The sequence below is a fragment of the Microvirga sp. P5_D2 genome (genome assembly GCF_054049475.1).
In genome coordinates, this window is sequence record NZ_JBFUMH010000003.1 from 64,596 (window position 1) to 86,603 (window position 22,008).

Here is a 22,008-nt window from a genome sequence, read left to right on the forward strand (position 1 = left end):
AGGCCAAAGCTCGAAGGCAAGGAATACAAGAATGTCGCACGCGCATGGCATGGCATCGCCGGTCACCAGCAAGTCGGGAACGGCCCTGAAGGGGCGCATCCGGGTTCCCGGCGACAAATCCATTTCCCACCGCTCCATGATCTTCGGGCTCCTGTCCATCGGCGAAACCCGCGTGGAAGGCCTCCTCGAGGGCGATGACGTGCTGCGCACCGCGGAAGCCTGCCGGGCGCTCGGCGCCACCATCACCCGCGAGGCCCCGGGCCGCTGGCGCATCCAGGGCGTGGGCATCGGCGGCCTGACCGAGCCCGCAGGCATTCTCGATTTCGGCAATGCGGGCACCGGCTCGCGCCTCATGATGGGCGTGGCGGGCAGCCATCCGATCACCTCGACCTTCGACGGCGATGCCTCGCTCCGCAAGCGCCCCATGCGCCGCATCCTCGACCCGCTGGTGCAGATGGGCGTGAGCGTGGTGAGCGAGGCCGAGGGCGGGCGCGTGCCTCTGACCCTGCGCGGCCCGAAGGAAACGCTGCCCATTACCTACGAAACCCCGGCCGCCTCGGCGCAGATCAAGTCGGCGATCCTGCTCGCAGGCCTCAACTCTCCTGGCAAGACCACCGTGATCGAGCGCGAGGCGACCCGCGACCACACGGAGCGGATGCTGCGCCATTTCGGCGCCAAGGTGGACGTGGTGCCGCACGGCGAGGACGGCCGCGCCATCACCCTCCAGGGCCAGCCCGAACTGCGCGGCACGGATATCGTGGTTCCCACCGATCCCTCCTCCGCCGCCTTCCCGCTCGTGGCGGCGCTCATCACCCCCGGCTCGGACATCGTGATCGAGGGCGTAATGATGAACCCCCTGCGCACGGGCCTCATCACCACGCTTCTGGAAATGGGCGCTTCCATCGAGCGCCTGAACGAGCGCGACGAGGGCGGCGAGACCGTGGCCGACCTGCGCGTCCGGCACAGCAGCCTCAAGGGCGTGACGGTTCCCCATGGCCGGGCCCCGGCCATGATCGACGAATACCCGATCCTCGCCGTTGCCGCATCCCTCGCGGAAGGCACCACCCGCATGCAGGGCCTGCACGAGCTGCGTGTGAAGGAATCCGACCGCCTCGCCGCCGTGGCGGCGGGCCTGGCGGAGGCCGGCGCCAGCCATGAGATCGAAGGCGACGACCTGATCGTTCATGGCTCCAAGACGGTCCGAGGCGGCGGCAATCCGGTCAAGACCCATCTCGACCACCGCATCGCCATGGCCTTCCTGGTGTTGGGCCTCGCCACAAGTGAGCCGGTGACGGTCGATGACGGTGGGATGATCGTGACGAGCTTCCCCTCCTTCATCCCGCTCATGCGCGAACTCGGCGCCACGATTCAGGACTGAGGCCTTCATGATCATCGCGATTGACGGCCCTGCCGCATCGGGCAAGGGAACCCTGGGCAAGCGCCTCTCGGAGCATTTCGGCTTCGCGCATCTCGATACCGGCCTGCTCTACCGGGCGGTGGCCCGCGTTCTGCTGGACCGGGACGTCGCCCTGACGGACGAGGCTGCGGCCCACGACGTCGCCCTCAATCTCGATGTGACCCATCTCGACGATCCCCGCCTGCGCGGGGCCGAAATGGGCGAGGCCGCTTCCGTGATTTCCGGCTACCAGCCCGTGCGCGATGCCCTGCTCGCCTTCCAGCGCCAGTTCGCCGAACAGCCCCCAGGGGCCGTGCTCGACGGCCGGGATATCGGGACCGTGGTCTGCCCTCACGCGGATGTGAAGCTGTTCATCACGGCCGCCCCCGAGGAGCGGGCGCGCCGCCGCCACCTCGAACTGGTGAAGCGGGGTGAGACGACGGAATATGAGATTATTCTCAAGGACATCCGCCGCAGAGACGAGCGCGACATGAACCGCTCCACGGCGCCCCTGAAGCCCGCCGCAGATGCCATTACGCTCGATACGACTCACCTCGATGCCGACGAAGCCTTCCAGGCTGCACTCGATCTGGTGTTGGCGAAGAGGACTTAGTTGCAACTTGACCTTGCGTCAGGTTGAGAAGCTGGCACACTGACCGAACGTCCGCCTCCCGCAAGGAGATTACGATGGTTCGCTCAGTGCCTACCCATCTGGCCGCAGGACTAGCCTTGCTGTGGACTTTCCTGGTCCTGCCGCAACAGGCGCGGGCTCAAACCGAGGTCGACCTTGCCCTCGTGATCGCCGTCGACATCTCCTTCTCCATGGACACCGACGAGCAGGCGCTCCAGCGCGAGGGCTTCGCCCAGGCCTTCCGGTCTCCTCAGGTCCATGAAGCCATCCGCAGCGGCATGTTGGGCAGAATCGCCGTCACCTACATGGAATGGGCCGGATCGCCCGACCAGAAGGTGATCGTGCCCTGGACCGTGCTCGACAATCCCGAGGGCCTAATGGCCTTCGCGGACAAGATCTCCTCTACCCCCTTACGACGGGCGCAGCGCACCTCGATCTCCAGCGCTATCGATTTCAGCGTGAAACTTCTGGAAGAGAGCGGCCTTGAGGCCACGCGGCAGGTGATCGACGTATCCGGCGACGGGCCCAACAACCAGGGCCGCAACGTGGTGGAAGCGCGGGATGCAGCCCTTGCCAAGGACATCACGATCAACGGCCTGCCGATCATGCTGCGCAAGCCCGGCTATCTCGACATCCCGGAGCTCGATGTCTATTACAAGGATTGCGTGATCGGCGGGCAAGGCGCCTTCACGGTTCCGGTGAGAGATCGTGACCAGTTCATCGCGGCCATCAAGACCAAGATCCTGCTCGAGATCGCCAGTCTCACGCCCGGACAATCCCTCATCAACCGCATCCAGATCGCGCCCCGCACCAATTGCCTTGCCGGTGAGATGCAATGGCGTGACCGCTGGAGCAACTGAGCCTGATTCATGACGCAGATGACGTTGGCGCTCGTGGCCCACGACGCCAAGAAGGACGACATGGCCGATTTCGTCGCCATGTACGAAGACGACATTCGCCCCTTCACCCTCTTCGCCACCGGCACCACCGGCGGACGCATCATGGAGCGATGCCCTTCCCTTGTCGTCACGCGGCTGAAAAGCGGCCCGCTCGGCGGCGACCAGCAGATCGGCGCGATGATCGCGGAAGGCAGGATCGACGCCCTCTTCTTCTTCGTCGATCCCCTGTCACCACACCCGCACGACGTGGACGTGAAGGCCCTGATGCGCCTGGCCCTGGTCTACGACATCCCCATGGCCCTCAACCGCGCGACGGCAGGACGGCTGATCGAGTCGTTTCGAGATTAAAAGCTCAATCACAGCTACACTGAGGTGCCGCGCAAGTATCTTCCACTCGTCATCACCGGCCTTGTGCCGGTGATCCCGATGCTTTCAAGCATTGTACTCTTCCAATCGGGATGGCCGGGACAAGCCCGGCCATGACGGAGAGGGGGGGGTACTGTGAAGCGAAATATCTTAGGTCCCACGTGGCTTCGCACGTCTTGTCGGCGGCGCGGTGAGCGGGTCTTCCGGCCAGGGATGCTTGGGATATTGCCCTCGCATGTCGGCGCGCACGGCCGCCCATGAGCCGCGCCAGAATCCCGGCAGGTCGCGGGTGATCTGGATGGGGCGCTGCGCCGGCGAAAGCAGATGCAGGATCAGCGGCACGCGGCCCGCCGCGATGGTGGGGTGCTTGTCGAGCCCGAACAGTTCCTGCACGCGCACGGCAAGAACAGGCCCCTCTGCGCTGCCGTAATCGATGGGGATCTGCGAGCCTGTCGGCACCTCCACATGGGTCGGCGCCTCAGCATCGAGACGGCGCTGGAGGTTCCAGGGGAGCAGGCTGCGCAAGGCCTCGCTCAGCAGATCGGGGCCGATGTCGTTGAGACCGCTCTTGCCCACAAGGTGCGGCGCGAGCCACTCCGTTGCCGTTTCCGACAACGCCTCATCGGACAAATCGGGCCATTCATCGCCCTCGGCCTTGCGCAGGAACTGCACACGCTCGCGCCATTGCGCCAATGCCTTCGACAAGGGGAGCGCATCGAGCCCCAGCGACACGAGACCTTCCGCGAGCGCGCGCGCAGCCTCTTCCGTTGCGGGCACTTTGAGCGGACGCTCGTTGAACACGAGTGCGCCGAGCCGCCGCACGCCGCGAGCGCGTAAAGCCCGGGCCTGCCGGTCGAAAGCGACCTCGTCACTCTGTTGAATATCATCCGCGAAATGGGCCTCAATCTCTTCCATCGAAATGGGAGCCGCCGCGAGAATGCGTGCGGCTGCTGCACCGCCCGAAACCTCCGCGATGGCAAGATAGGGCTCCTTCGCGAGACGTTCGTGCGCCTCCAGCGACGCGCCCCGTCCATTGGCCATGAGATATTCGCCCGGCTTGCCGCGCGCTTTCGCGAGGCGGTCGGGATAGGCAAGCGTCAACAACGCACCGATGGAGCGCTCCTCGCCTTTTGCACCGGCGTGCCCCTTCGCCCAGTTCTCGGCCATGCGGCGCATGTCCTCCGCGCGGCGGGAGCGGTCGCGCCGAAAGCGCTCGACCCGGTCGGCGATGTCCGCCATGTCGCCGCCGAGTCCGCGCTCCACGAGCACCGCCGCCACATCCGCCGCATCGCGCGCCTGACCGCTTTCTCCGGCGACTAGGACCATTCGCGCGAGGCGCGGCGGCAGGGGCAGGTCGCGGAGGCGACGTCCCGTGGAAGTGATTCGCCCCTCACCGTCGAGAGCAGCGAGTTGCTGAAGGAGGGCTCTCGCCTCTTTCAACGCGGGAGCCGGAGGCGGATCGAGGAAGGCGAGCGTTGTCGGGTCCGTGACGCCCCAGGCGGCGCAATCGAGAAGAAGCGGCGCGAGGTCGGCCGCGAGGATTTCCGGGCGGGCGAAAGGCTCCAGCGCTCCGGTCGCGGCCTCTTCCCACAGCCGATAGCTGACGCCCGGCTCCGTTCGCCCCGCGCGGCCCCGCCGCTGATCGGCAGCGGCGCGGGAGACGCGCACGGTTTCAAGGCGCGTCAGGCCGATATTCGGCTCGTAGACCGGCACGCGAGCAAGACCCGAATCGATAACGACGCGCACGCCCTCGATGGTCAGCGAAGTTTCGGCGATGGAGGTGGCCAGCACCACCTTGCGCCGCCCCGGCTTCGCAGGACTGACGGCAAGATCCTGCTCGACCCGGTCGAGGGCGCCATAGAGCGGCGCGAGATCCACAGTGGGATCGGCGATGCGCTCGCGCAAAAATGTCTCGACGCGGCGGATCTCGCCCTGCCCCGGCAGGAACACGAGGATGGAACCGCTCTCGGCCCGAAGCGCACGGGTGACGGCATCCGTCACCTGCTCCTCGATGCGCCGGTTGGGATCACGCCCGAGATAACGCGTCTCCACCGGATAGGCGCGGCCTTCGGATTCGATCACAGGCGCATCGCTTAGAAGCTTCGCGACCCGCGCACCATCGAGGGTCGCGGACATAACCAGCAGACGCAAATCCTCGCGCAACCCGCCTTGGGCGTCGACCGCGAGGGCAAGGCCGAGATCGGCATCGAGGGAGCGCTCGTGAAATTCATCGAAGAGAACGGCGGCAACGCCTTCGAGCGAGGGATCGTCAAGAATCATGCGGGCGAACACGCCCTCCGTCACCACCTCGATGCGCGTCTTGCGGCTGACCTTGGAGCCGAGGCGCACGCGAAGGCCCACCGTTTCCCCCACGCTCTCGCCAAGCGTCCAGGCCATGCGGTCCGCCGCCGCGCGGGCGGCCAGACGGCGCGGTTCGAGCACGATGATCTTGCCGCCGTTCACCCAGGGCTCGTCGATGAGCACGAGCGGCACCCGCGTCGTCTTGCCCGCACCGGGCGGCGCCACGAGCACCGCATTGGCGCGCGCGCGCAGACTCGCCGTGAGATCGGCGAGCACGGTATCAATAGGGAGGGAAGTCTCGAAAGCGCGCATTCCGCGTGATGGCCCATGCCGGGCCGGAGGGCAAGTCGGGCCTTACACCGGGAAGCCGTAGCGGCGAAGCTCGACGGCGAGGTCGATGTCCTCGTTGGGGTAGTGGATCGCTTCCATGCCCACCTTGCGCGCGGCTTCGATATTCGGCTTCGAATCGTCGATGAAGACGCAGTCGGCAGCCTCAAGGCGATAGCGGTCGAGCAGCAGGTGATAGATGGCGGCATCGGGCTTCAAAAGCCGCTCGTCGCCCGAGACGATCACGCCGTCGAAGCCTGCGAGGAAGGGGAAGCGCTGCTGCGCCAGGACGAATTTGGGGCCTGAGAAATTTGTGATGCAGTAGTTTGGCACACCGGCATCCCGCAAGCGCTGGAGCAGCGCCACATTCTGCTCGAACACGCCGGACACGGTTTCCGGCCAGCGGTCGTGGAAGGCGCGGATGGCAGGCTCGTGCTTGGGGTGATCCTTCACGAGAAGCGCAACGGCCTCGTCCCAATCGCGCCCGCGATCCTGCTCCAGGTTCCAATCCGGCGTGCAGACATTGGAGAGGAACCACTCCATCTCCCCATGATCGTCGAAGACGCTTCGATAGAGATTGCGCGGGTCCCAGCGCAGAAGGACGTTGCCGATGTCGAAGACGACTGTCTTAGGTTTCCGATCGCTCATGTTTGCCCCTGGCTTTATCGATTCGTCTTGAGCGAATGGATATCCCCGATCCTGAACCCCGCATGAAGCTTGAGCATACGGGAAAAGCGGATGAGACCGGCAGCTCACATCACAGCCTTGCGACGTGAGCCACTTCTTCCGTTAGGAGAACCGCAAACGGATCAGCCGCCGATATTGTAAGCCGCGAGGGCCGCCATGTTGACGATGTCGTTGTCGGTCGCGCCGAGCGACACGATCTGCACCGGCTTGTCGAGGCCCACGACCAGCGGCCCCATGACCATCGCGCCACCCAGCTGCTGCAGCATCTTCGTGGAGATGGACGCGGAGTGGAAGGCGGGCATCACGAGCACGTTGGCAGGCCCCGTGAGGCGGCTGAACGGGTACTGCGCCATCAGCTCGCGGTCGAGCGCCACATCGGCGGCCATTTCGCCGTCATACTCGAAATCGAGGCGCATGCCGTCGAGGATTTTCACCGCTTCCTGGATCTTCTCCGCACGCTCCGCACGCGGATGGCCGAAGGTGGAGAAGGACAGAAGCGCGACACGCGGCTCATAACCGAGACGGCGTGCGACGCCAGCGGCTTCAATCGCGATTTCGGAAAGCTCCTGCGCGCTCGGCATCTCGTGAATCGCCGTATCCGCGACGAGAACCGTGTGGCCGCGCGCAAGGCACAGGGACACACCGATCACGCGATGGCCGGGCTTCTCGTCGATCACGTGGCGCACATCGGCAAGCGCGGTCGAATAGTTGCGGGTTGCACCCGTCACCATGGCATCCGCGTCACCCAGCGCCACCATCGAGGCGGCGAAATGGTTGCGGTCCTGGTTGATCAGGCGCTGGCAGTCACGGAACAGATAACCTTTGCGCTGCAGGCGCTCGTAGAGGAACTGCGCATAGGTGCTGTTGCGGCGCGACAGACGCGCATTGTGGATCTCGATGCCCTCGCGACCTTCGAGATCGATGCCGGCCAGAGCCGCTGTTTCGAAAATGCGTTCTTCGCGGCCCACGAGGATTGCGCGGCCGAGGCCCTGGTTCACGAAGGATAGGGCGGCGCGGATGACCCGCTCCTCCTCGCCCTCGGCGAACACCACGCGCTTGGGCATCTTGCGCACGCGCTCGAAGATGCCGTTGAGCGTACCCGCGACGGGATCGCGGCGGGCGGAGAGCTGCGCCTTGTAGGCTTTCGTATCGACGATGGGGCGGCGCGCCACGCCAGTCTCGATCGCAGCCTGCGCCACTGCGATCGGGATGGTATGGATCAGGCGCGGATCGAACGGCACGGGAATGATGTAGTCACGCCCGAAGCGCGGACGCGCGCCCTGATAGGCGGCGACCACCTCATCCGGCACGTCCTCACGCGCGAGGTCGGCGAGCGCCTGCGCCGCCGCGATCTTCATTTCCATGTTGATCGTGGTCGCCTGCACATCGAGCGCGCCGCGGAAGATATAAGGGAAGCCGAGAACGTTGTTGACCTGGTTCGGATAATCCGAGCGGCCCGTCGCGATGATCACGTCGTCACGGATGCGCGCCACTTCCTCGGGCGTGATTTCCGGATCGGGATTGGCCATCGCAAAGATGATGGGATTGGGCGCCATGGAGCGGATCATCTCGTCCGAGAACGCGCCCTTGGCGGAAAGGCCGAACACCGCATCCGCGCCCTTCAGGGCATCGGCCAGCGTGCGCGCATTGGTGTTCGCGGCATGGGCGGATTTCCACTGGTTCATGCCCTCGGTGCGGCCCTGGTAGATCACGCCCTTCGTGTCGCAAAGGATCACGTTGTTGGGCGCAAAGCCCATGGCCTTGAGCAGCTCAGTGCAGGCGATGCCGGCAGCGCCCGCGCCGTTTACCACGAGCTTGGTCTTCGCCATGTCGCGGTCGGTCAGGTGCAGGGCATTGATGAGGCCCGCCGCAGCGATGATCGCTGTGCCGTGCTGGTCGTCATGGAACACCGGAATGTCCATGAGTTCCCGCAGGCGCTCCTCAATAATGAAGCATTCGGGCGCCTTGATATCCTCGAGATTGATGCCGCCGAAGGAGGGCCCGAGATAGCGCACGCAGTTGATGAAGTTATCCGCGTCCTCCGTATCGACCTCGAGGTCGATGGAATCCACGTCCGCGAAGCGCTTGAAGAGAACCGACTTGCCCTCCATCACCGGCTTGGAGGCGAGCGCGCCGAGATTACCGAGGCCGAGGATGGCGGTGCCGTTCGAAATCACTGCCACCATGTTGGAGCGGGTGGTGTAGTCGAAGGCGAGCGAGGGGTTCTCGGCAATGGCGAGCACCGGCACGGCGACGCCGGGCGAATAGGCCAGCGAGAGATCCCGCTGGGTCGCCATGGGCTTCGTCGGAACGACCTCCAGCTTGCCGGGCCTCCCCTGGGAGTGGAACAGCAGCGCCTCCTGGTCGGTGAAGGTGGGGCGCTTGCGGGGGGCGGAGGGCTTTTCGTCGGTCATGGGGTGCTGCGGATCTCGAGAAATCGGTGCTGCCAAAGGGGCTTCGACTTTGGCCTGCGACCTTAAGGCCAAGGATTGCACGCCTCAAGACTTGTGCACACCCTACTCTTGTAGCCTATCACACGGGTGAAAGGCCGTTCCGGCTTTGCTACACAAGTGCAATGTCATCCCAAGCCCGTTACCAGCCCCCTGAAAACATCGACCCAAACGGCCCTGCCGGCGAGAAGCCCGCCCAGGACAGCAAGGTCACGCCCATGATGGCGCAGTACGTCGAGATCAAAGCCGCCAACCCGGACAGCCTTCTGTTCTACCGGATGGGGGATTTCTACGAGCTGTTCTTCGAGGATGCGGAGATCGCGAGCCGGTCGCTCGGCATCGTTCTCACCAAGCGCGGCAAGCACCAGGGGCAGGACATTCCCATGTGCGGCGTGCCCGTGGACCGGGCGGATGACTATCTCCAGCGCCTGATCGGCTTAGGGCACCGGGTGGCGGTGTGCGAGCAGACCGAGGACCCGGCGGAGGCCAAGAAGCGCGGCTCGAAATCCGTCGTGCGCCGCGACGTGGTGCGCCTCGTCACGCCGGGCACGATCACCGAGGAGCGGCTGCTCGAACCCGGCCGGGCCAATTTCCTGCTCGCCATTTCCCGCAGGCGGGTTTCAGACACGAAATGGTGTTACGGCCTGGCCGCCGTCGATATTTCCACAGGGCAATTCGTTTTGAGCGAGACGGATGCGCTTGGGCTTCCCGCCGAGATCGCCCGTTTCGAGCCGCGCGAGATCCTCATTCCCGACGTGATCCATGACGATCCGGAGCTTGCCGCTTTCTGGCGCGACACGCGGGCTTCGATCACGCCGCTCTCCCGCGAAGGGCTCGATCCCGCTTCCGCCGAGCGGCGGCTGAAGGAGCATTTCGGCGTCGCAACGCTGGATGCTTTCGGTTCATTCGGTGCCGCCGAAATCACGGCGGCGGGCAGCGTGCTTTTCTACATCGAGAAGACGCAGATCGACAGCCGCCCGGTGCTCAACCCGCCGGCACGCGACAGCGCCGGCGCGGCGCTTGCCATCGATGCGGCGACACGCGCGAATCTCGAACTCACGCGCACCCTATCCGGCGAGCGCGCGGGCAGCCTGCTCGCCACCATCGACTGCACGGTGACGCCGGGCGGCGCGCGCTGCCTTGCCGAGCGGTTGGCGGGCCCCCTCACCCATCCCGGCCAGATCCACGAGCGTCAGGATGCGGTCGAGGCGCTTGTGGACAATGGCGATCTGCGCGACCGCCTACGCCGCATTCTCAAGCGCTCTCCCGATCTGGCGCGTGCGCTCTCGCGCCTGAGCCTCGGGCGGGGCGGACCGCGTGATCTGGCCTGCGTGCGGGACGGCTTGTTCGCCGCACGCGAGCTTGGCCTTGAGTTGGCCATCGCGCCCAATCTGCCGAAGGAACTGGCGGAGGCGGCGGCCCGGTTGCAATCCCTGCGCACGGACGTGGCCGACAAACTTGCCGCAGCACTTGCAGACGAGATTCCGCTGCTCAAGCGCGATGGTGGGTTCATCCGTAGCGGGTACGACGCCAATCTCGATGAGCTGCGCGAATTGCAGCAGGATTCCCGCCGCTTCATCGCAGCCCTTCAATCGCGCTACGCGAACGACACCGGCTGCCGGACCTTAAGGGTAAAGCACAACCACATGATCGGCTACTTCGTGGAGGTGCCGCAGAATGTGGGCGAGGATCTTTTGAAGGAGCCGTGGAAGGACACCTTCATCCACCGTCAGACCATGGCGGGCGCCATGCGCTTTTCCACGCAGGAGCTGGGCGAACTTGAGTCGAAGATCGCCTCGGCCTCCGATCGCGCCTTGAAGATCGAACTCGGACTGTTCGACGAGATGGCACAAGAGCTTCTCGACCTGTCAGGCGAAGTGGCGTCAGCTGCGGAATCCATCGCCGTGATCGATGTGACCGCCGCCCTTGCCGATCTCGCCATGCGTCTCGACTGGACGCGGCCCATTATCGACATCAGCCTTGCCTTCAGCATCAAGGGCGGACGCCATCCCGTTGTCGAAGCCGCCCTCAAGCGCGAAGGCACGGCTTTCATCGCCAACGATTCCGATCTCTCGGGCAAGGATGCGGGCTGCATTCTCCTGATCACCGGCCCGAACATGGGTGGCAAGTCGACATATCTGCGCCAGAACGCGCTCATCGTCGTGCTCGCGCAGATGGGCTCCTTCGTGCCGGCGAAGGAGGCGCATATCGGCGTGGTCGACAGGCTGTTCTCCCGCGTGGGCGCCGCCGACGATCTCGCGCGCGGCCGCTCGACCTTCATGGTCGAGATGGTTGAGACGGCGGCAATCCTGAACCAAGCCACATCGCGCTCCCTCGTCATCCTCGATGAGATCGGGCGCGGCACGTCCACCTTCGACGGTTTGTCCATCGCCTGGGCGGCCATCGAGCATCTTCACGAAGCCAATTGCTGCCGCGCTTTGTTCGCCACCCATTTCCACGAACTGACCGCATTGTCCGAACGGCTGGCGCGCATATCGAACGCGACGCTCAAAGTGACGGAGTGGCACGGCGAGGTAGTGTTCCTGCACGAGGTCGTACCCGGCGCCGCCGACCGCTCCTATGGCCTCCAGGTGGCGCGCCTCGCCGGCCTGCCCTCGGCGGTGGTCGACAGGGCGAAGACGATTCTGGGCGAGCTGGAGAAGTCGGATCGGGAGCGCCCAAGGCGCGCTTTGGTGGACGATCTTCCGCTCTTTGCGGCACCTGTTCGCTCCGAGCCTGCGCCCGCACCGAAGCAGGATCATTTACGCGAAGCGCTCGACGGCCTGGACCCAGACCAGATGACGCCTCGGGAAGCGCTCGATGCGCTCTACCGGCTGAAGGCGCAGAGATAAGGGCGATCAGGACAGCGAGGAGCTGTCCTCACGGTTCTTTTCGCCGAAAGGGATGAAGGTCATCCGATGTGGATCCTTGCCCTCATGCTCCTGGCCTGCCGTGACATAGGCCAGAGCCTCCTTCACGCCGCGCTCCGTATAGGGCTTGGCGATCACGCCGCGCGCTCCGGCGAAATCCTCCGGGATGCGCTTGGCATTGGCGGTCATGAACAGGACGGTGACCTGCTGTTCGGACAGCGCCCGCGCCGCGTCGATGCCGGTCAGGCCATCGGAGAGATGCACATCCACGAATGCGAGTTCGGGCGAGAATTCCTTGGCGAGGGCGACGGCTTCAGTGGACGAGGCGGCGATGCCGACAACGTCGTGCCCTGAATCCTGCAACAGGCTTTCCAGCTCCAGGGCGATCAGAAACTCATCTTCCACAATCAGGATGCGCAAAGGCCTACCCTTACTCAATCGAAGTCTCCTCCGCATCCACGGGCATGAGGATTGCAGCCCGTGTACCTGGATCCATATCGCGCCAAGTCAACTGTCCTTTCAGTTGCCGGGCCAACATTTCGATCAAGGTTTTTCCGAAGCTTCCCTCGGGCGCAGAAGTTTGGCGAAGCCCGATGCCGTCATCCGCGACGACGATTTGCAGTTTTGTTTCAACGCGCTCGACCTGAATTGTCAATCGCCCGCCGCGCCCGCCGGGAAAGGCGTGCTTGATGGCATTCCCGATCAGTTCGTTGAGCAGAAGCGCCAGTGGCGCTGCCTTCGCGGCCGGTAGGTTCACAGAAGCCAGATCGAGGTGGAGCGCGACCTGCCCTTGGGGCAATGCTGCTACGTGCTCCTCGGCCAGCTCCTGGGCGAAGTCGGCCAGGTTGAAGCTGCTGACATCCTCCGAGGCATAGAGAAGGCGGTGAGCATGGGAGAGCGCGCTCACCCGCTCGGCCATGTCCTGAAGGATCTGACGCGTGCCGGGATCGCGGCTGCGGCGGCCTTTCAGCAGCACGAGCGAAGCGATCATCTGGAGGCTGTTCTTGACCCGGTGCTCGACCTCATGGAGCAAAGTGGTTTTCTCATCGAGAGCGATCCTCAGATCGTGGGTGCGCTCCTCGACGAGTTTCTCCAGGGCCTCCTTCGCATCGGTGAGATCTCGATCTTCCTGAATTTTCGCGCTGATGTCGTTCTGGAAGCAGATGAAGCAGCGCAGATCGCCATTGCCGTCGCGGACGGGGCCTGCCGTCATGGCGTTCCAGAAGGGCTGCCCGTTCTTGCGGTAGCACAGGAGCTCCGCCTTGATGCAGCGTCCGTCATGCAGGGCTTCCAGCACGGCCGATGCGGCCTCCTGATTGGTCTCCGGCCCCTGCAGGAACCGGCAGCTGCGCCCGAGCGTCTCATCGGGCGCATAGCCCGTTAGGCTGTGGAAGGCATCATTGGCGAAGACAATGGGGAGTTCGTCCTGATGCGGGTCGATCATCAGGATGGCCGTGGGAGCCGTTTGGAGCGCTGTTTTGAAGAACGCATCGGAGCCGGCATCTCTCTGCCGGTCTTGGCTTGAATCAAAGGCCTGATGGGGCACCGGTATCACAATCTCAACACACAACTTTTCAGGATCATGGAGCCTCTGGCCTGCGACATCTCGATATGGAATTGTCCCGCGCCATGCTCGCTTCCCCTCGGTGATCGGCCCAATACCCTTTTCGAGCTTCGAAGCACGACCAGCCAATAGTGGGTCCAACGTCAACGTGGCACGAGTGTTCCGTTTATTGCCCTTATGAAATCGCTGCACCTCCTTGGAGCAACAGAAACACTATCACGTTCTACAAGAGCAGGTTAAAGTCGCGCCCTCTTGGGGAGGAACGATTCCGATGGTCATGCGCGTGTCTACTGTTGCCTTCGAGGGGATCGAGGCGCGCGTGGTCGACGTCCAAGTTCAGATTTCCGCCGGCGCGGTCGCATTTATGATCGTCGGACTTCCCGACAAGGCGGTGGCGGAATCCCGCGAGCGGGTGCGCTCGGCCCTGATCGCCTCGGGCCTCGCCCTTCCCTCCAAGCGGATCACCGTCAATCTGGCCCCCGCCGATTTGCCGAAAGAGGGCAGCCACTACAACCTCCCCATCGCGCTCGGCGTCATGGCGGCCATTGGGGCGATTCCCGGCGACGCGCTGAACGGCTTCACGGTGCTGGGCGAACTGGCGCTCGACGGCTCCATCACCTCTGTGGCGGGCGTGTTGCCAGCGGCAATGGCGGCCTATGACCGCCAGAACGGGCTGATCTGCCCGGAGGCCTGCGGCTCGGAGGCTGCCTGGGCGAGCCAGGATATCGAGATCCTGGCTCCGCGCTCGCTGATTCAGCTCGCCAATCACTTCAAGGGCACGCAGGTCCTGAGCCGGCCCGAGCCCGCGATCATGCCCACTCCCGGCGCCCTGCCGGATTTGCGCGACATCAAGGGGCAGGAAAGCGCCAAGCGCACCCTCGAGATCGCGGCGGCCGGCGGCCATAATCTCGTAATGAACGGTCCCCCCGGCGCCGGCAAGTCCATGCTGGCCCAACGCCTGCCTTCCATCCTGCCGCCGCTCTCGCCCCGCGAATTGCTGGAGGTCTCTATGATCCAGTCGGTGGCGGGCCTCCTGGCGGATGGCGCGCTCTCGAACAGGCGTCCGTTCCGCGCGCCGCACCACTCGGCGTCCATGGCTGCACTCGTCGGCGGCGGTCTCAATGCGAGGCCTGGCGAAGCCTCGCTTGCCCATCATGGCGTGCTTTTCCTCGACGAGTTGCCGGAGTTCCAGCCGCAGGTTCTCGACTCGCTCAGGCAGCCCCTTGAGGCGGGCGAAATCCTGATCGCCCGCGCCAATCACCGCGTTACCTATCCGGCCCGGTTCCAGCTGGTGGCGGCCATGAACCCCTGCCGTTGCGGACAGGCGACAGAGCCCGGCTATGTGTGCCGCCGCCAGCCGAATGAGCGCTGCATCGCGCAATACCAGGCCCGCCTCTCGGGACCTCTGCTCGACCGCATCGACTTGGCGATCGAGGTGCCCGCCGTGACGGCGGCCGATCTGATCCTGCCGCCGCCGGAGGAGGGCTCGGCCCAGGTGGCAGCCCGTGTTGCCGCCGCGCGCAAGCGGCAGGAACAGCGCTATGCCGCGCTCAATCTCGCAGGCATCACCACGAATGCCGCCTGCCCGCCCGCACTTTTGGAAGAGATTGCCCAGCCGGATGCGGACGGCCTGTCGCTGATTCGCGATGCCGCCAACGCCATGCGCCTGTCGGCGCGCGGCTTCCATCGCGTCCTGAAGGTCGGGCGGACTCTCGCGGATCTCGATGGCGAGGAGCGTGTCCGGCGCATTCACGTCGCGGAGGCTCTCTCTTACCGCGCCCACAGCGACCGCAGATCGGCCGCTTGAGAATTTTAGCCGGATAATCCATTCGAGCCTTGTGATATGATCCGACGTCCGCGATATACGTTGTCACAAAACGGTGTGATACCACGGCTATGCCAAGGTTAGCCGGAAAGCGAAAACACCGGCGGACCCGAAGAGACGCCACCTGCGAGATTGCGATGAGCACCTCTGGCCTGAACGAACCCGCGACCTCTCTCACCCCGGAACGCTCCGTTTTGGCGAGCGGACTCGGCAAGCTGCTTCCCGGTACCGGACGCCTCGTCCGCAATTACGGAAATCTCGACCCGGTGCTGGGCCGCATCGGATCGCTGGAAGTGCGTCTCGCCACGACAGCCAAAGAGATCAGGAAGGCGCAGCAGCTTCGCTACAAAGTCTTCTACGAAGAGATGTCGGCGGTGCCCACCCGGACAGCCCTGCTCTCCCGTCGCGATGTCGACGATTACGATTACATCTGCGACCATCTTCTCGTGCTCGATCACGATGCGAAACCAAATGCCCTCGGCACGAAGAAACCCAAGGTCGTCGGCACCTACCGGCTTCTTCGCCAGGACGTGGCGGAACAGCACGAAGGATTCTACACGCGCGGCGAATACGACATCGCGCCGTTGCTGAAGGCTCATGCGGGATCGCGCTTCCTCGAACTCGGCCGCTCCTGCGTTCTGGAGCCCTATCGTAACAAGCGCACGGTCGAGTTGCTGTGGCACGGCATCTGGACCTATGTGCTGCATTACAAGATCGACGTGATGCTCGGATGCGCGAGCCTTGAGGGCACGAACCCGCAGGACCTCGCGCTGCCTCTCAGCTTCCTGCATCATTATGCGGCGGCACCGGAGACGTGGCAGGCCAGCGCCTTGCCGGAGCGCTTCACGCGTATGGATCTTCTGCCCAAGAATGCTGTCGATCCCAAGGCCGCCTTGCACGCCCTGCCGCCGCTGATCAAAGGCTATCTGCGCCTCGGCGCGACCTTCGGCACGGGCGCGGTGATCGACAGGCAATTCGGCACCACGGATGTGCTGGTGATTCTACCGGTCTCAGCGATCAACCCGCGCTACATCGATCATTTCGGCCCCACTGCCAATCGTCACGCGGCGTAGGTTTTGCTCGCCGAGCCGGACAGGGCGCGGCTCCATTCCGCGCGAACATCCTGATCGACTTCGTGTGGCTGGCGCGTTTGCGCGTGAGCCATGATCGCATCGTGCGGGAGCAATCGCCCGATGGCCCAGACCGCCATGGCGCGCACGAGCGGCGATGGATCATCGAGCAGGCGCACGGCCTCCTCGGACAATCCCGCATCTCCCGAATTGCCGATAGCGATGAGCACGTTGCGGATGAAGCGGTCACGCCCCGTGCGCTTGATCGGCGTTCCGGCGAAGCGCTCGCGGAATGTGGGATCGTCGAGACGCGCAAGCTCCGCGAGCGGCAAGGCGGCGAGATCGTCACGCTGCATGAGACGCGCTTCACGGCCCGCTTGCGCGAACTTGTTCCACGGACAGACGGCAAGGCAATCGTCGCAGCCGAAGATGCGATTGCCGATCCCTTCGCGCAGATCCTCCGGGATGTGCTCCTTGTGCTCGATGGTGAGATACGAAATGCAGCGCCGCGCATCGATCTGGTACGGCGCGGGAAAGGCATTGGTCGGGCACACATCGAGGCAGCGGCGGCAGGAGCCGCAATGGTTGCTCTCCGGCTCGTCCACCGGCAGTTCCGCCGTGGTGAAGATGGCGCCGAGAAACAGCCAGTTGCCGAACTCGCGCGAGACGATGACAGTATGCTTGCCCTGGAAGCCGAGCCCTGCCGCTTCCGCGAGGGGCTTTTCCATCACGGGCGCCGTATCGACGAACACCTTTACGTCCGATGAGGCTTTCGACGCGAGGAAGCCCGCGATCTCCTTGAGCTTGCCCTTGATCACATCGTGATAGTCGCGGTTGCGGGCATAGACCGAGATCGAGCCGCGATCCTTCATCGCGAGAGCGGCGAGCGGATCATCCTTGGGGCCGTAATTGAGGCCKAGCAGGATGATGCTGCGCACCTCGGGCCAGAGCGCGCGCGGATCGGCGCGGCGCTCCGCCGTTTCGGCCATCCAGTCCATGGAGGCGTGATGGCCCGCGTCAATCCAGGTCTTCAGGCGCTCGGGCGCGAGCGGAATGGAATCGGGTGCGGCGATGCGCACGGCGTCGAAGCCGATCTGCTTCGCCCGCTCGACGAAGGCGTCCTTGAGCTTCTGGCCGCTCAGAAGTCCAGATTGTCGTAATGGTCCACCGGCGCCATCCCCGGAACCCGGTCGGCCAGGAGCGCGCGAAAGGACGGCCGGGATTTCACCCGGGCGTACCAATGCTTCGCTGTTTCGTCCTCGTCCCATGGCACGTCGCCGAGATAATCCACCACCGAGAGATGGGCAGCCGCCGCCAGATCCGCATAGGTCATCTGGTCGCCGGCCAGCCAATTCCGCTTGGAAATCAGAAAACCGATATATTTCAGGTGATATCGCACATTGGTGCGCGCGGCGCGAATCGCGCTCATGTCCGGCGGGCCGCCGCCAAGATCGGCGGGCATGAAGCGCTTGTAGATTTTCTCCGTCGCCAGATAACCCGACACTTCCTCGTGAAACTTGTACGAAAACCAATCTAGCAGGCGGCGCACCTCGACCCTTTGCCTGGTTTCCTGAGGCAGGAGCCTGCGATCTCGAAGCGTTTCGCCCCGCGTATCGTCCAGATAATCGGCGATCCCCCGCGCCCCGGCGACGGCCAGCCCGTCATCCTCCACCAGCAGCGGCAAATTGCCCGCCGGGTTGAGTTCCAGGAATGGAATCCGCCGATCCCACGGCTTTTCCTCGACGAGGTCCGCCTCAAGGCCCAGCTCCGCCAGGGTCAGGCGAGCAAACCGCGAATGCGGGCAAAAGGGATAGGAATGCAGGGTGGCCATGAATTATGTCAGACGCGAAACAGGCGGCGAGAATAAGGCCGTGCTTCGTTAAGGAGCGGTAAGGAATTTTGGTGAATCTCATGCTCCAGACGCATGCGGATGGCTTTGCCGACGCAGAGCTTTCTTGACATGTCCGTGAGCGCCCCTGCATCTGGCGCCGATTTTAGGATTTTCAACGATGGCGAACATCATCGAGGCGCTCTTTCTCGGCCTCATCGAGGGACTGACCGAGTTCCTGCCCGTCTCCTCAACGGGCCATTTGCTGCTGATAGGGCATTTCCTCGGCTTCGAATCCACGGGCAAGACCTTCGAGGTGCTAATCCAGCTCGGCGCGATCCTGGCGATTCTGTCGGTCTATTTCAACAAACTCTGGACCATCGCCAAAGCCCTGCCCCACGATCCGGACCCCCGGCGCTTCGTGATCGGCGTGGTGATCGCCTTCCTGCCCGCAGCCCTCATCGGCGCGGTGCTGCACGGCTTCATCAAGGAAGTGCTCTTCGACCCTTGGATCGTCTGCATGACCCTGATCGCCGGCGGCTTCGTGCTTCTGATGGTGGACCGGATGCCGCTGACGGTGACCCAGGAGGATGCGACCCGCTTCCCCCTGCCCATGTATCTCAAGATCGGCTTCCTGCAGTGCCTCGCCATGGTCCCTGGCGTGTCGCGCTCAGGTGCCACCATCGTGGGCGCCATGCTGATGGGCGCCTCCAAGCGCGCGGCGGCGGAATTCTCGTTCTTCCTCGCCATGCCCACCATGGCCGGCGCCTTCGCCTACGATCTCCTCAAGAACTACAAGTTCCTCTCGGCGAACGACGTGACCATCATCGTGGCGGGCTTCATCACCGCCTTCATCGCGGCGCTCGTGGTGGTGAAGACCCTGCTCGACTACGTCTCCCGCCACGGCTTCACGCCCTTCGCCTGGTGGCGGATCATCGTCGGCGCGGCGGGCCTTGCCGGCCTCATCGCCTTCGGGTGATCGATGTTCCAGCGCGATGAAGCCCTCGCTCTTTCGATTGCCGGCGTGATCGCCCTTCTGGTCGTAGCCTTCGCCGTCTTCGTTGGCGTGGTTACGCCCGCCTCCAAGGGTTCCACCCGCGCCGGCCAGCCCACCTGCTCCGAATGGACGGACGGCTGCATCGTCTGCRCCCGCCGGCCGGAAGGGCTGGCCTGCTCGATGCCGGGGATTGCCTGCGTCCGCAAGGAGCCGCGCTGTTTGAAGCCTTGAAATCAGGGAATCGTCTTGTCCGGGAAGCGGCAGAGGTCGTTGACCGGGCAGCGCCAGCATTCGGGCCGACGTGCTTTGCAGATGTAGCGGCCGTGTAGAATGAGCCAGTGATGGGCGTGGAGCCGGAACTCGTCCGGGATCAGCGCCTCCAGCGCCACCTGCGTTTCCAACGGCGTCTTGGTGCGCACCAGCGGCAGACGGTTGGCGACGCGGAAGATATGCGTATCGACGGCGACGCGCGGATCGCCGAAGGCGATGTTGACGACGACGCTCGCGGTCTTGCGCCCGACCCCCGGCAACGTCTCCAGGATCTCGACGGAATTGGGCACCTCGCCGCCAAACTCATCGACGAGCCTTTTTGCCGCCGCGATGACGTTCTTCGCCTTGGTGTTGAAGAAATTCAGGGTCTTTACGTGCTGGCGCAGCCCGTCCTCCCCTAAAGCCAACATCCTCTGCGGCGTGTCGGCGATGGGGAAGAGATCCTTCGTCGCCTTGTTGACCCCAACGTCGGTGGATTGGGCCGAGAGAGCAACTGCGACCAGAAGCGTATAGGGATTGGTGTAGTTCAGCTCACCCTTCGGTTCAGGATTGGCCGCATGAAGCCGCTGGAAAACCTCGAGCATCGTGGCGCGGTCGAGAAGTTTCGGCGCACGGGCCTTGAGCGCTTTCGCGGTAGCCTTCGCGGGAATGGCTTTGGGCTTGGAACTGCGACGGGAGGACGGCTTCAGATCGGACATTTCTGCGTTATATCTGGACCATGGCAGTCAGCAAGGTGACAATTGGCGAAACGGGCCGGTTCGAGCAGCCGGTGTTCTCGGCCGTCATCCGCCCCCACCGCTCATTGAGCCCGCAGGGCTTCCGCATTCTCATGATGCTGGTCTGCGCTGTCTCTGTCGTCGCGAGCCTGCCCTTCATCGTCATGGGCTTCTGGCCGGTGGCCGGCTTCTTCGGACTCGATTTTCTCGGCCTCTACATCGCCTTCCGCGTGAGCTACCGCCAGGGCCAGGCCTTCGAGCTTATCGAGCTGACACCTATACGCCTGCTGTTCAAAAAGGTCAGCGAGCGCGGCGAAACCCACGAGTGGCAGTTCAACCCGCTCTGGACCCGCCTCGACCGGGAGACCGACGACGAGTTCGGCCTCCAGAAACTGGAGCTCGCCTCCCGCAACGAACGCGTCGTCATCGCCCGCGACCTGTCCCCGCCGGAGCGGGAGACGCTGGCGGAGGCGATCAGCCGGGCGCTGTCGGATGTGAAGCGAGGTTATTGAGCAGGATGCAGATTGGCTGTCCGCTCATCGCTGTCACGATATTCCAGCCACGCCTGCCGTAAAATCTGCACCGACGACGACAAGAAGAGCCCAGCCATCAGGGCGGCCACGGCGAGGTCCGGCCATGCGGTGGCGGTGCCCCAGACGCCCAGCGCCGCGATCATCACTACCACATTGCCGATGGCATCGTTGCGGGAGCAGAGCCAGACGGAGCGCACATTGGCGTCGCCGTCCTTGTAGCGCATCAGCAGCAGGACCGAGGCGAGGTTGGCGGCAAGCGCCAGCAGGCCGATTCCGCCCATCAGCTCGGCTCGGGGAAGGCCGAGAACAAACGTCTGATAGAGTGTCGAACCGAAGACCCACAGGGCCATCAGGCTCAAGGAAAGCCCCTTGAACAAAGCCGCCGTGGCGCGGATGCGCAGGCTCGCGCCGATCACCGCGAGACTCAGGCCGTAGGTGACCGTATCGCCGAGGAAATCGAGGGCATCCGCCTGCAGGGCCTGCGACCGGGCCATGTGTCCGGCCACCATTTCCGTCACAAACATCGCCGCATTGAGCGCGATCACGGTCCACAGGATGCGCTTGTAGCGCGGGTCCACACCGTCGAAGACCGGCACGCCGCCGTGACAGCCGCAAGCACCCTCCGCCTCATGCTTATGCGCCTCTGCGGGATGAGAATGCGCGTGGGCCTCTGCATGAGCGTGGTTGGAGCAGCATTCATGAGCCATCGCGACGTCCTCTTATCTTGCTCTTTTCTTGATCCTGCGACGAGCCTACAATCTCTAGCGACTAGAGGTTCAAGCGAAAAATGATGTCGATCGGAGAATTGTCCCGCCGCACCGCCGTGAAGGTGCCGACCATCCGCTATTACGAGCAGGTCGGCCTGATGCCCTTAGCCCCGCGGACGGAAGGCAAGCAGCGGCGCTACGGCGTGTCGGAGGTGTCGCGGCTCAATTTCATCCGCCATGCCCGCGAGCTCGGTTTCGAGGTCGAGGCCATTCGGGAATTGCTGGCGCTGAACGAAAAGCCCGATCAATCTTGCGCCGAGGCCGACCATATCGCCCGCAGGCACATGGTCGAGGTCGAGCGGCGCATCGCGCAGCTGACGGCCCTGCGCACAGAGCTGGAGCGGATGGTGGACGAGTGCAGCCATGGCCGGGTCGGCGAATGCCGGGTCATCCAGGTTTTGGCGGATCACGGCCAATGCGGGCACGAGCATCACTGACGGCGGCACAGCACAGAAATCGGGTGTCGCTCTGTCCTCACCCCGGTAGGATGAGGCAACAGAGGTATACGACC

The 22,008-nt window shown here is 64.2% G+C and carries 20 protein-coding genes; 11 read left to right on the forward strand and 9 right to left on the reverse strand.

All coding sequences use genetic code 11. The annotated features are described in order from the left end of the window. Window positions 1-31: 31 nt before the first annotated feature. The 4 genes from aroA to ACXJKO_RS02060 all read left to right on the forward strand — a co-directional run bounded on the left by aroA (window position 32) and on the right by ACXJKO_RS02060 (window position 3,274). A complete protein-coding gene (gene aroA, locus ACXJKO_RS02045) occupies window positions 32-1,378 on the forward strand; it encodes a 3-phosphoshikimate 1-carboxyvinyltransferase (RefSeq protein ID WP_457089410.1) in 1,347 nt (448 codons plus the stop codon). Between the two features lie 7 nt (window positions 1,379-1,385). After that, window positions 1,386-2,009, forward strand: coding sequence for a (d)CMP kinase (cmk, locus tag ACXJKO_RS02050; RefSeq protein ID WP_457089411.1), 624 nt, complete (start codon window positions 1,386-1,388; stop codon window positions 2,007-2,009). 74 nt (window positions 2,010-2,083) lie between these two features. Further along, entirely contained in the window at window positions 2,084-2,887 is an 804-nt protein-coding gene (locus ACXJKO_RS02055; protein WP_457089412.1) for a DUF1194 domain-containing protein, read from the forward strand. Between the two features lie 9 nt (window positions 2,888-2,896). After that, window positions 2,897-3,274, forward strand: coding sequence for a methylglyoxal synthase (locus ACXJKO_RS02060; RefSeq protein WP_457089413.1), 378 nt, complete (start codon window positions 2,897-2,899; stop codon window positions 3,272-3,274). A 168-nt stretch (window positions 3,275-3,442) separates the two neighbouring features. Here the strand turns inward: ACXJKO_RS02060 and hrpB are convergent, their stop codons facing one another. The 3 genes from hrpB to ACXJKO_RS02075 form a co-directional block, all read right to left on the reverse strand. Then, complete coding sequence (hrpB, locus tag ACXJKO_RS02065; protein WP_457089414.1) at window positions 3,443-5,905, reverse strand: ATP-dependent helicase HrpB; 2,463 nt, start codon at window positions 5,903-5,905, stop codon at window positions 3,443-3,445. Between the two features lie 42 nt (window positions 5,906-5,947). Then, entirely contained in the window at window positions 5,948-6,568 is a 621-nt protein-coding gene (locus ACXJKO_RS02070) for an HAD family hydrolase (protein WP_457089415.1), read from the reverse strand. 161 nt (window positions 6,569-6,729) lie between these two features. Continuing rightward, complete coding sequence (locus ACXJKO_RS02075; RefSeq protein ID WP_457089416.1) at window positions 6,730-9,021, reverse strand: NADP-dependent malic enzyme; 2,292 nt, start codon at window positions 9,019-9,021, stop codon at window positions 6,730-6,732. Between the two features lie 161 nt (window positions 9,022-9,182). Between ACXJKO_RS02075 and mutS the strand changes: the two genes are divergently transcribed. Further along, on the forward strand, window positions 9,183-11,909 hold the full coding sequence (gene mutS / locus ACXJKO_RS02080; RefSeq protein ID WP_457089417.1) for a DNA mismatch repair protein MutS: 2,727 nt from the start codon (window positions 9,183-9,185) through the stop codon (window positions 11,907-11,909). A 6-nt stretch (window positions 11,910-11,915) separates the two neighbouring features. On the opposite strand, the gene ACXJKO_RS02085 is transcribed toward mutS, so the two are convergent. Both ACXJKO_RS02085 and ACXJKO_RS02090 read right to left on the reverse strand, forming a co-directional pair. Then, window positions 11,916-12,365, reverse strand: coding sequence for a response regulator (locus ACXJKO_RS02085; protein ID WP_457089418.1), 450 nt, complete (start codon window positions 12,363-12,365; stop codon window positions 11,916-11,918). Then, window positions 12,358-13,473 (reverse strand): PAS domain-containing protein, encoded by a 1,116-nt coding sequence (locus ACXJKO_RS02090; RefSeq protein WP_457089419.1) that lies wholly within the window; start codon window positions 13,471-13,473, stop codon window positions 12,358-12,360. Before ACXJKO_RS02090 ends, ACXJKO_RS02085 begins: the two co-directional genes overlap by 8 nt. A 289-nt stretch (window positions 13,474-13,762) precedes the next feature. Here ACXJKO_RS02090 and ACXJKO_RS02095 point away from each other — a divergent pair, with 289 nt between their 5' ends. Together ACXJKO_RS02095 and olsB are read left to right on the forward strand one after the other, a co-directional pair. Then, window positions 13,763-15,298: a YifB family Mg chelatase-like AAA ATPase gene (locus ACXJKO_RS02095; RefSeq protein ID WP_457089420.1), complete on the forward strand. Its 1,536-nt coding sequence runs from the start codon at window positions 13,763-13,765 to the stop codon at window positions 15,296-15,298. 155 nt (window positions 15,299-15,453) lie between these two features. After that, a complete protein-coding gene (olsB, locus tag ACXJKO_RS02100; RefSeq protein ID WP_457089421.1) occupies window positions 15,454-16,389 on the forward strand; it encodes a l-ornithine N(alpha)-acyltransferase in 936 nt (311 codons plus the stop codon). Here olsB and queG read toward each other — a convergent pair. Further along, window positions 16,377-17,528 (reverse strand): tRNA epoxyqueuosine(34) reductase QueG, encoded by a 1,152-nt coding sequence (gene queG, locus ACXJKO_RS02105; RefSeq protein ID WP_457089503.1) that lies wholly within the window; start codon window positions 17,526-17,528, stop codon window positions 16,377-16,379. The two genes, olsB and queG, sit on opposite strands and share 13 nt — an antisense overlap. Beyond that, window positions 17,525-18,217: a glutathione S-transferase family protein gene (locus ACXJKO_RS02110; protein ID WP_457089422.1), complete on the reverse strand. Its 693-nt coding sequence runs from the start codon at window positions 18,215-18,217 to the stop codon at window positions 17,525-17,527. Before ACXJKO_RS02110 ends, queG begins: the two co-directional genes overlap by 4 nt. Window positions 18,218-18,395: 178 nt before the next feature. Here ACXJKO_RS02110 and ACXJKO_RS02115 point away from each other — a divergent pair, with 178 nt between their 5' ends. Both ACXJKO_RS02115 and ACXJKO_RS02120 read left to right on the forward strand, forming a co-directional pair. Then, window positions 18,396-19,193: an undecaprenyl-diphosphate phosphatase gene (locus tag ACXJKO_RS02115; RefSeq protein ID WP_457089423.1), complete on the forward strand. Its 798-nt coding sequence runs from the start codon at window positions 18,396-18,398 to the stop codon at window positions 19,191-19,193. Window positions 19,194-19,196: 3 nt separating this feature from the next. Further along, complete coding sequence (locus ACXJKO_RS02120; RefSeq protein WP_457089424.1) at window positions 19,197-19,442, forward strand: hypothetical protein; 246 nt, start codon at window positions 19,197-19,199, stop codon at window positions 19,440-19,442. Window positions 19,443-19,444: 2 nt separating this feature from the next. Here ACXJKO_RS02120 and nth read toward each other — a convergent pair whose 3' ends face one another. Continuing rightward, entirely contained in the window at window positions 19,445-20,179 is a 735-nt protein-coding gene (gene nth / locus ACXJKO_RS02125) for an endonuclease III (RefSeq protein ID WP_457089425.1), read from the reverse strand. A 35-nt stretch (window positions 20,180-20,214) separates the two neighbouring features. On the opposite strand from nth, the gene ACXJKO_RS02130 reads away from it, so the two are divergent. Next, window positions 20,215-20,709, forward strand: coding sequence for a DUF2244 domain-containing protein (locus ACXJKO_RS02130; RefSeq protein ID WP_457089426.1), 495 nt, complete (start codon window positions 20,215-20,217; stop codon window positions 20,707-20,709). On the opposite strand, the gene ACXJKO_RS02135 is transcribed toward ACXJKO_RS02130, so the two are convergent. Continuing rightward, on the reverse strand, window positions 20,703-21,437 hold the full coding sequence (locus ACXJKO_RS02135; protein WP_457089427.1) for a cation transporter: 735 nt from the start codon (window positions 21,435-21,437) through the stop codon (window positions 20,703-20,705). The two genes, ACXJKO_RS02130 and ACXJKO_RS02135, sit on opposite strands and share 7 nt — an antisense overlap. An 80-nt stretch (window positions 21,438-21,517) precedes the next feature. On the opposite strand from ACXJKO_RS02135, the gene ACXJKO_RS02140 reads away from it, so the two are divergent. Beyond that, the gene (locus tag ACXJKO_RS02140) at window positions 21,518-21,934 is read left to right on the forward strand and encodes a MerR family transcriptional regulator (protein ID WP_457089428.1); all 417 of its coding nucleotides are present in this window, start codon (window positions 21,518-21,520) and stop codon (window positions 21,932-21,934) included. Window positions 21,935-22,008 lie beyond the last annotated feature (74 nt).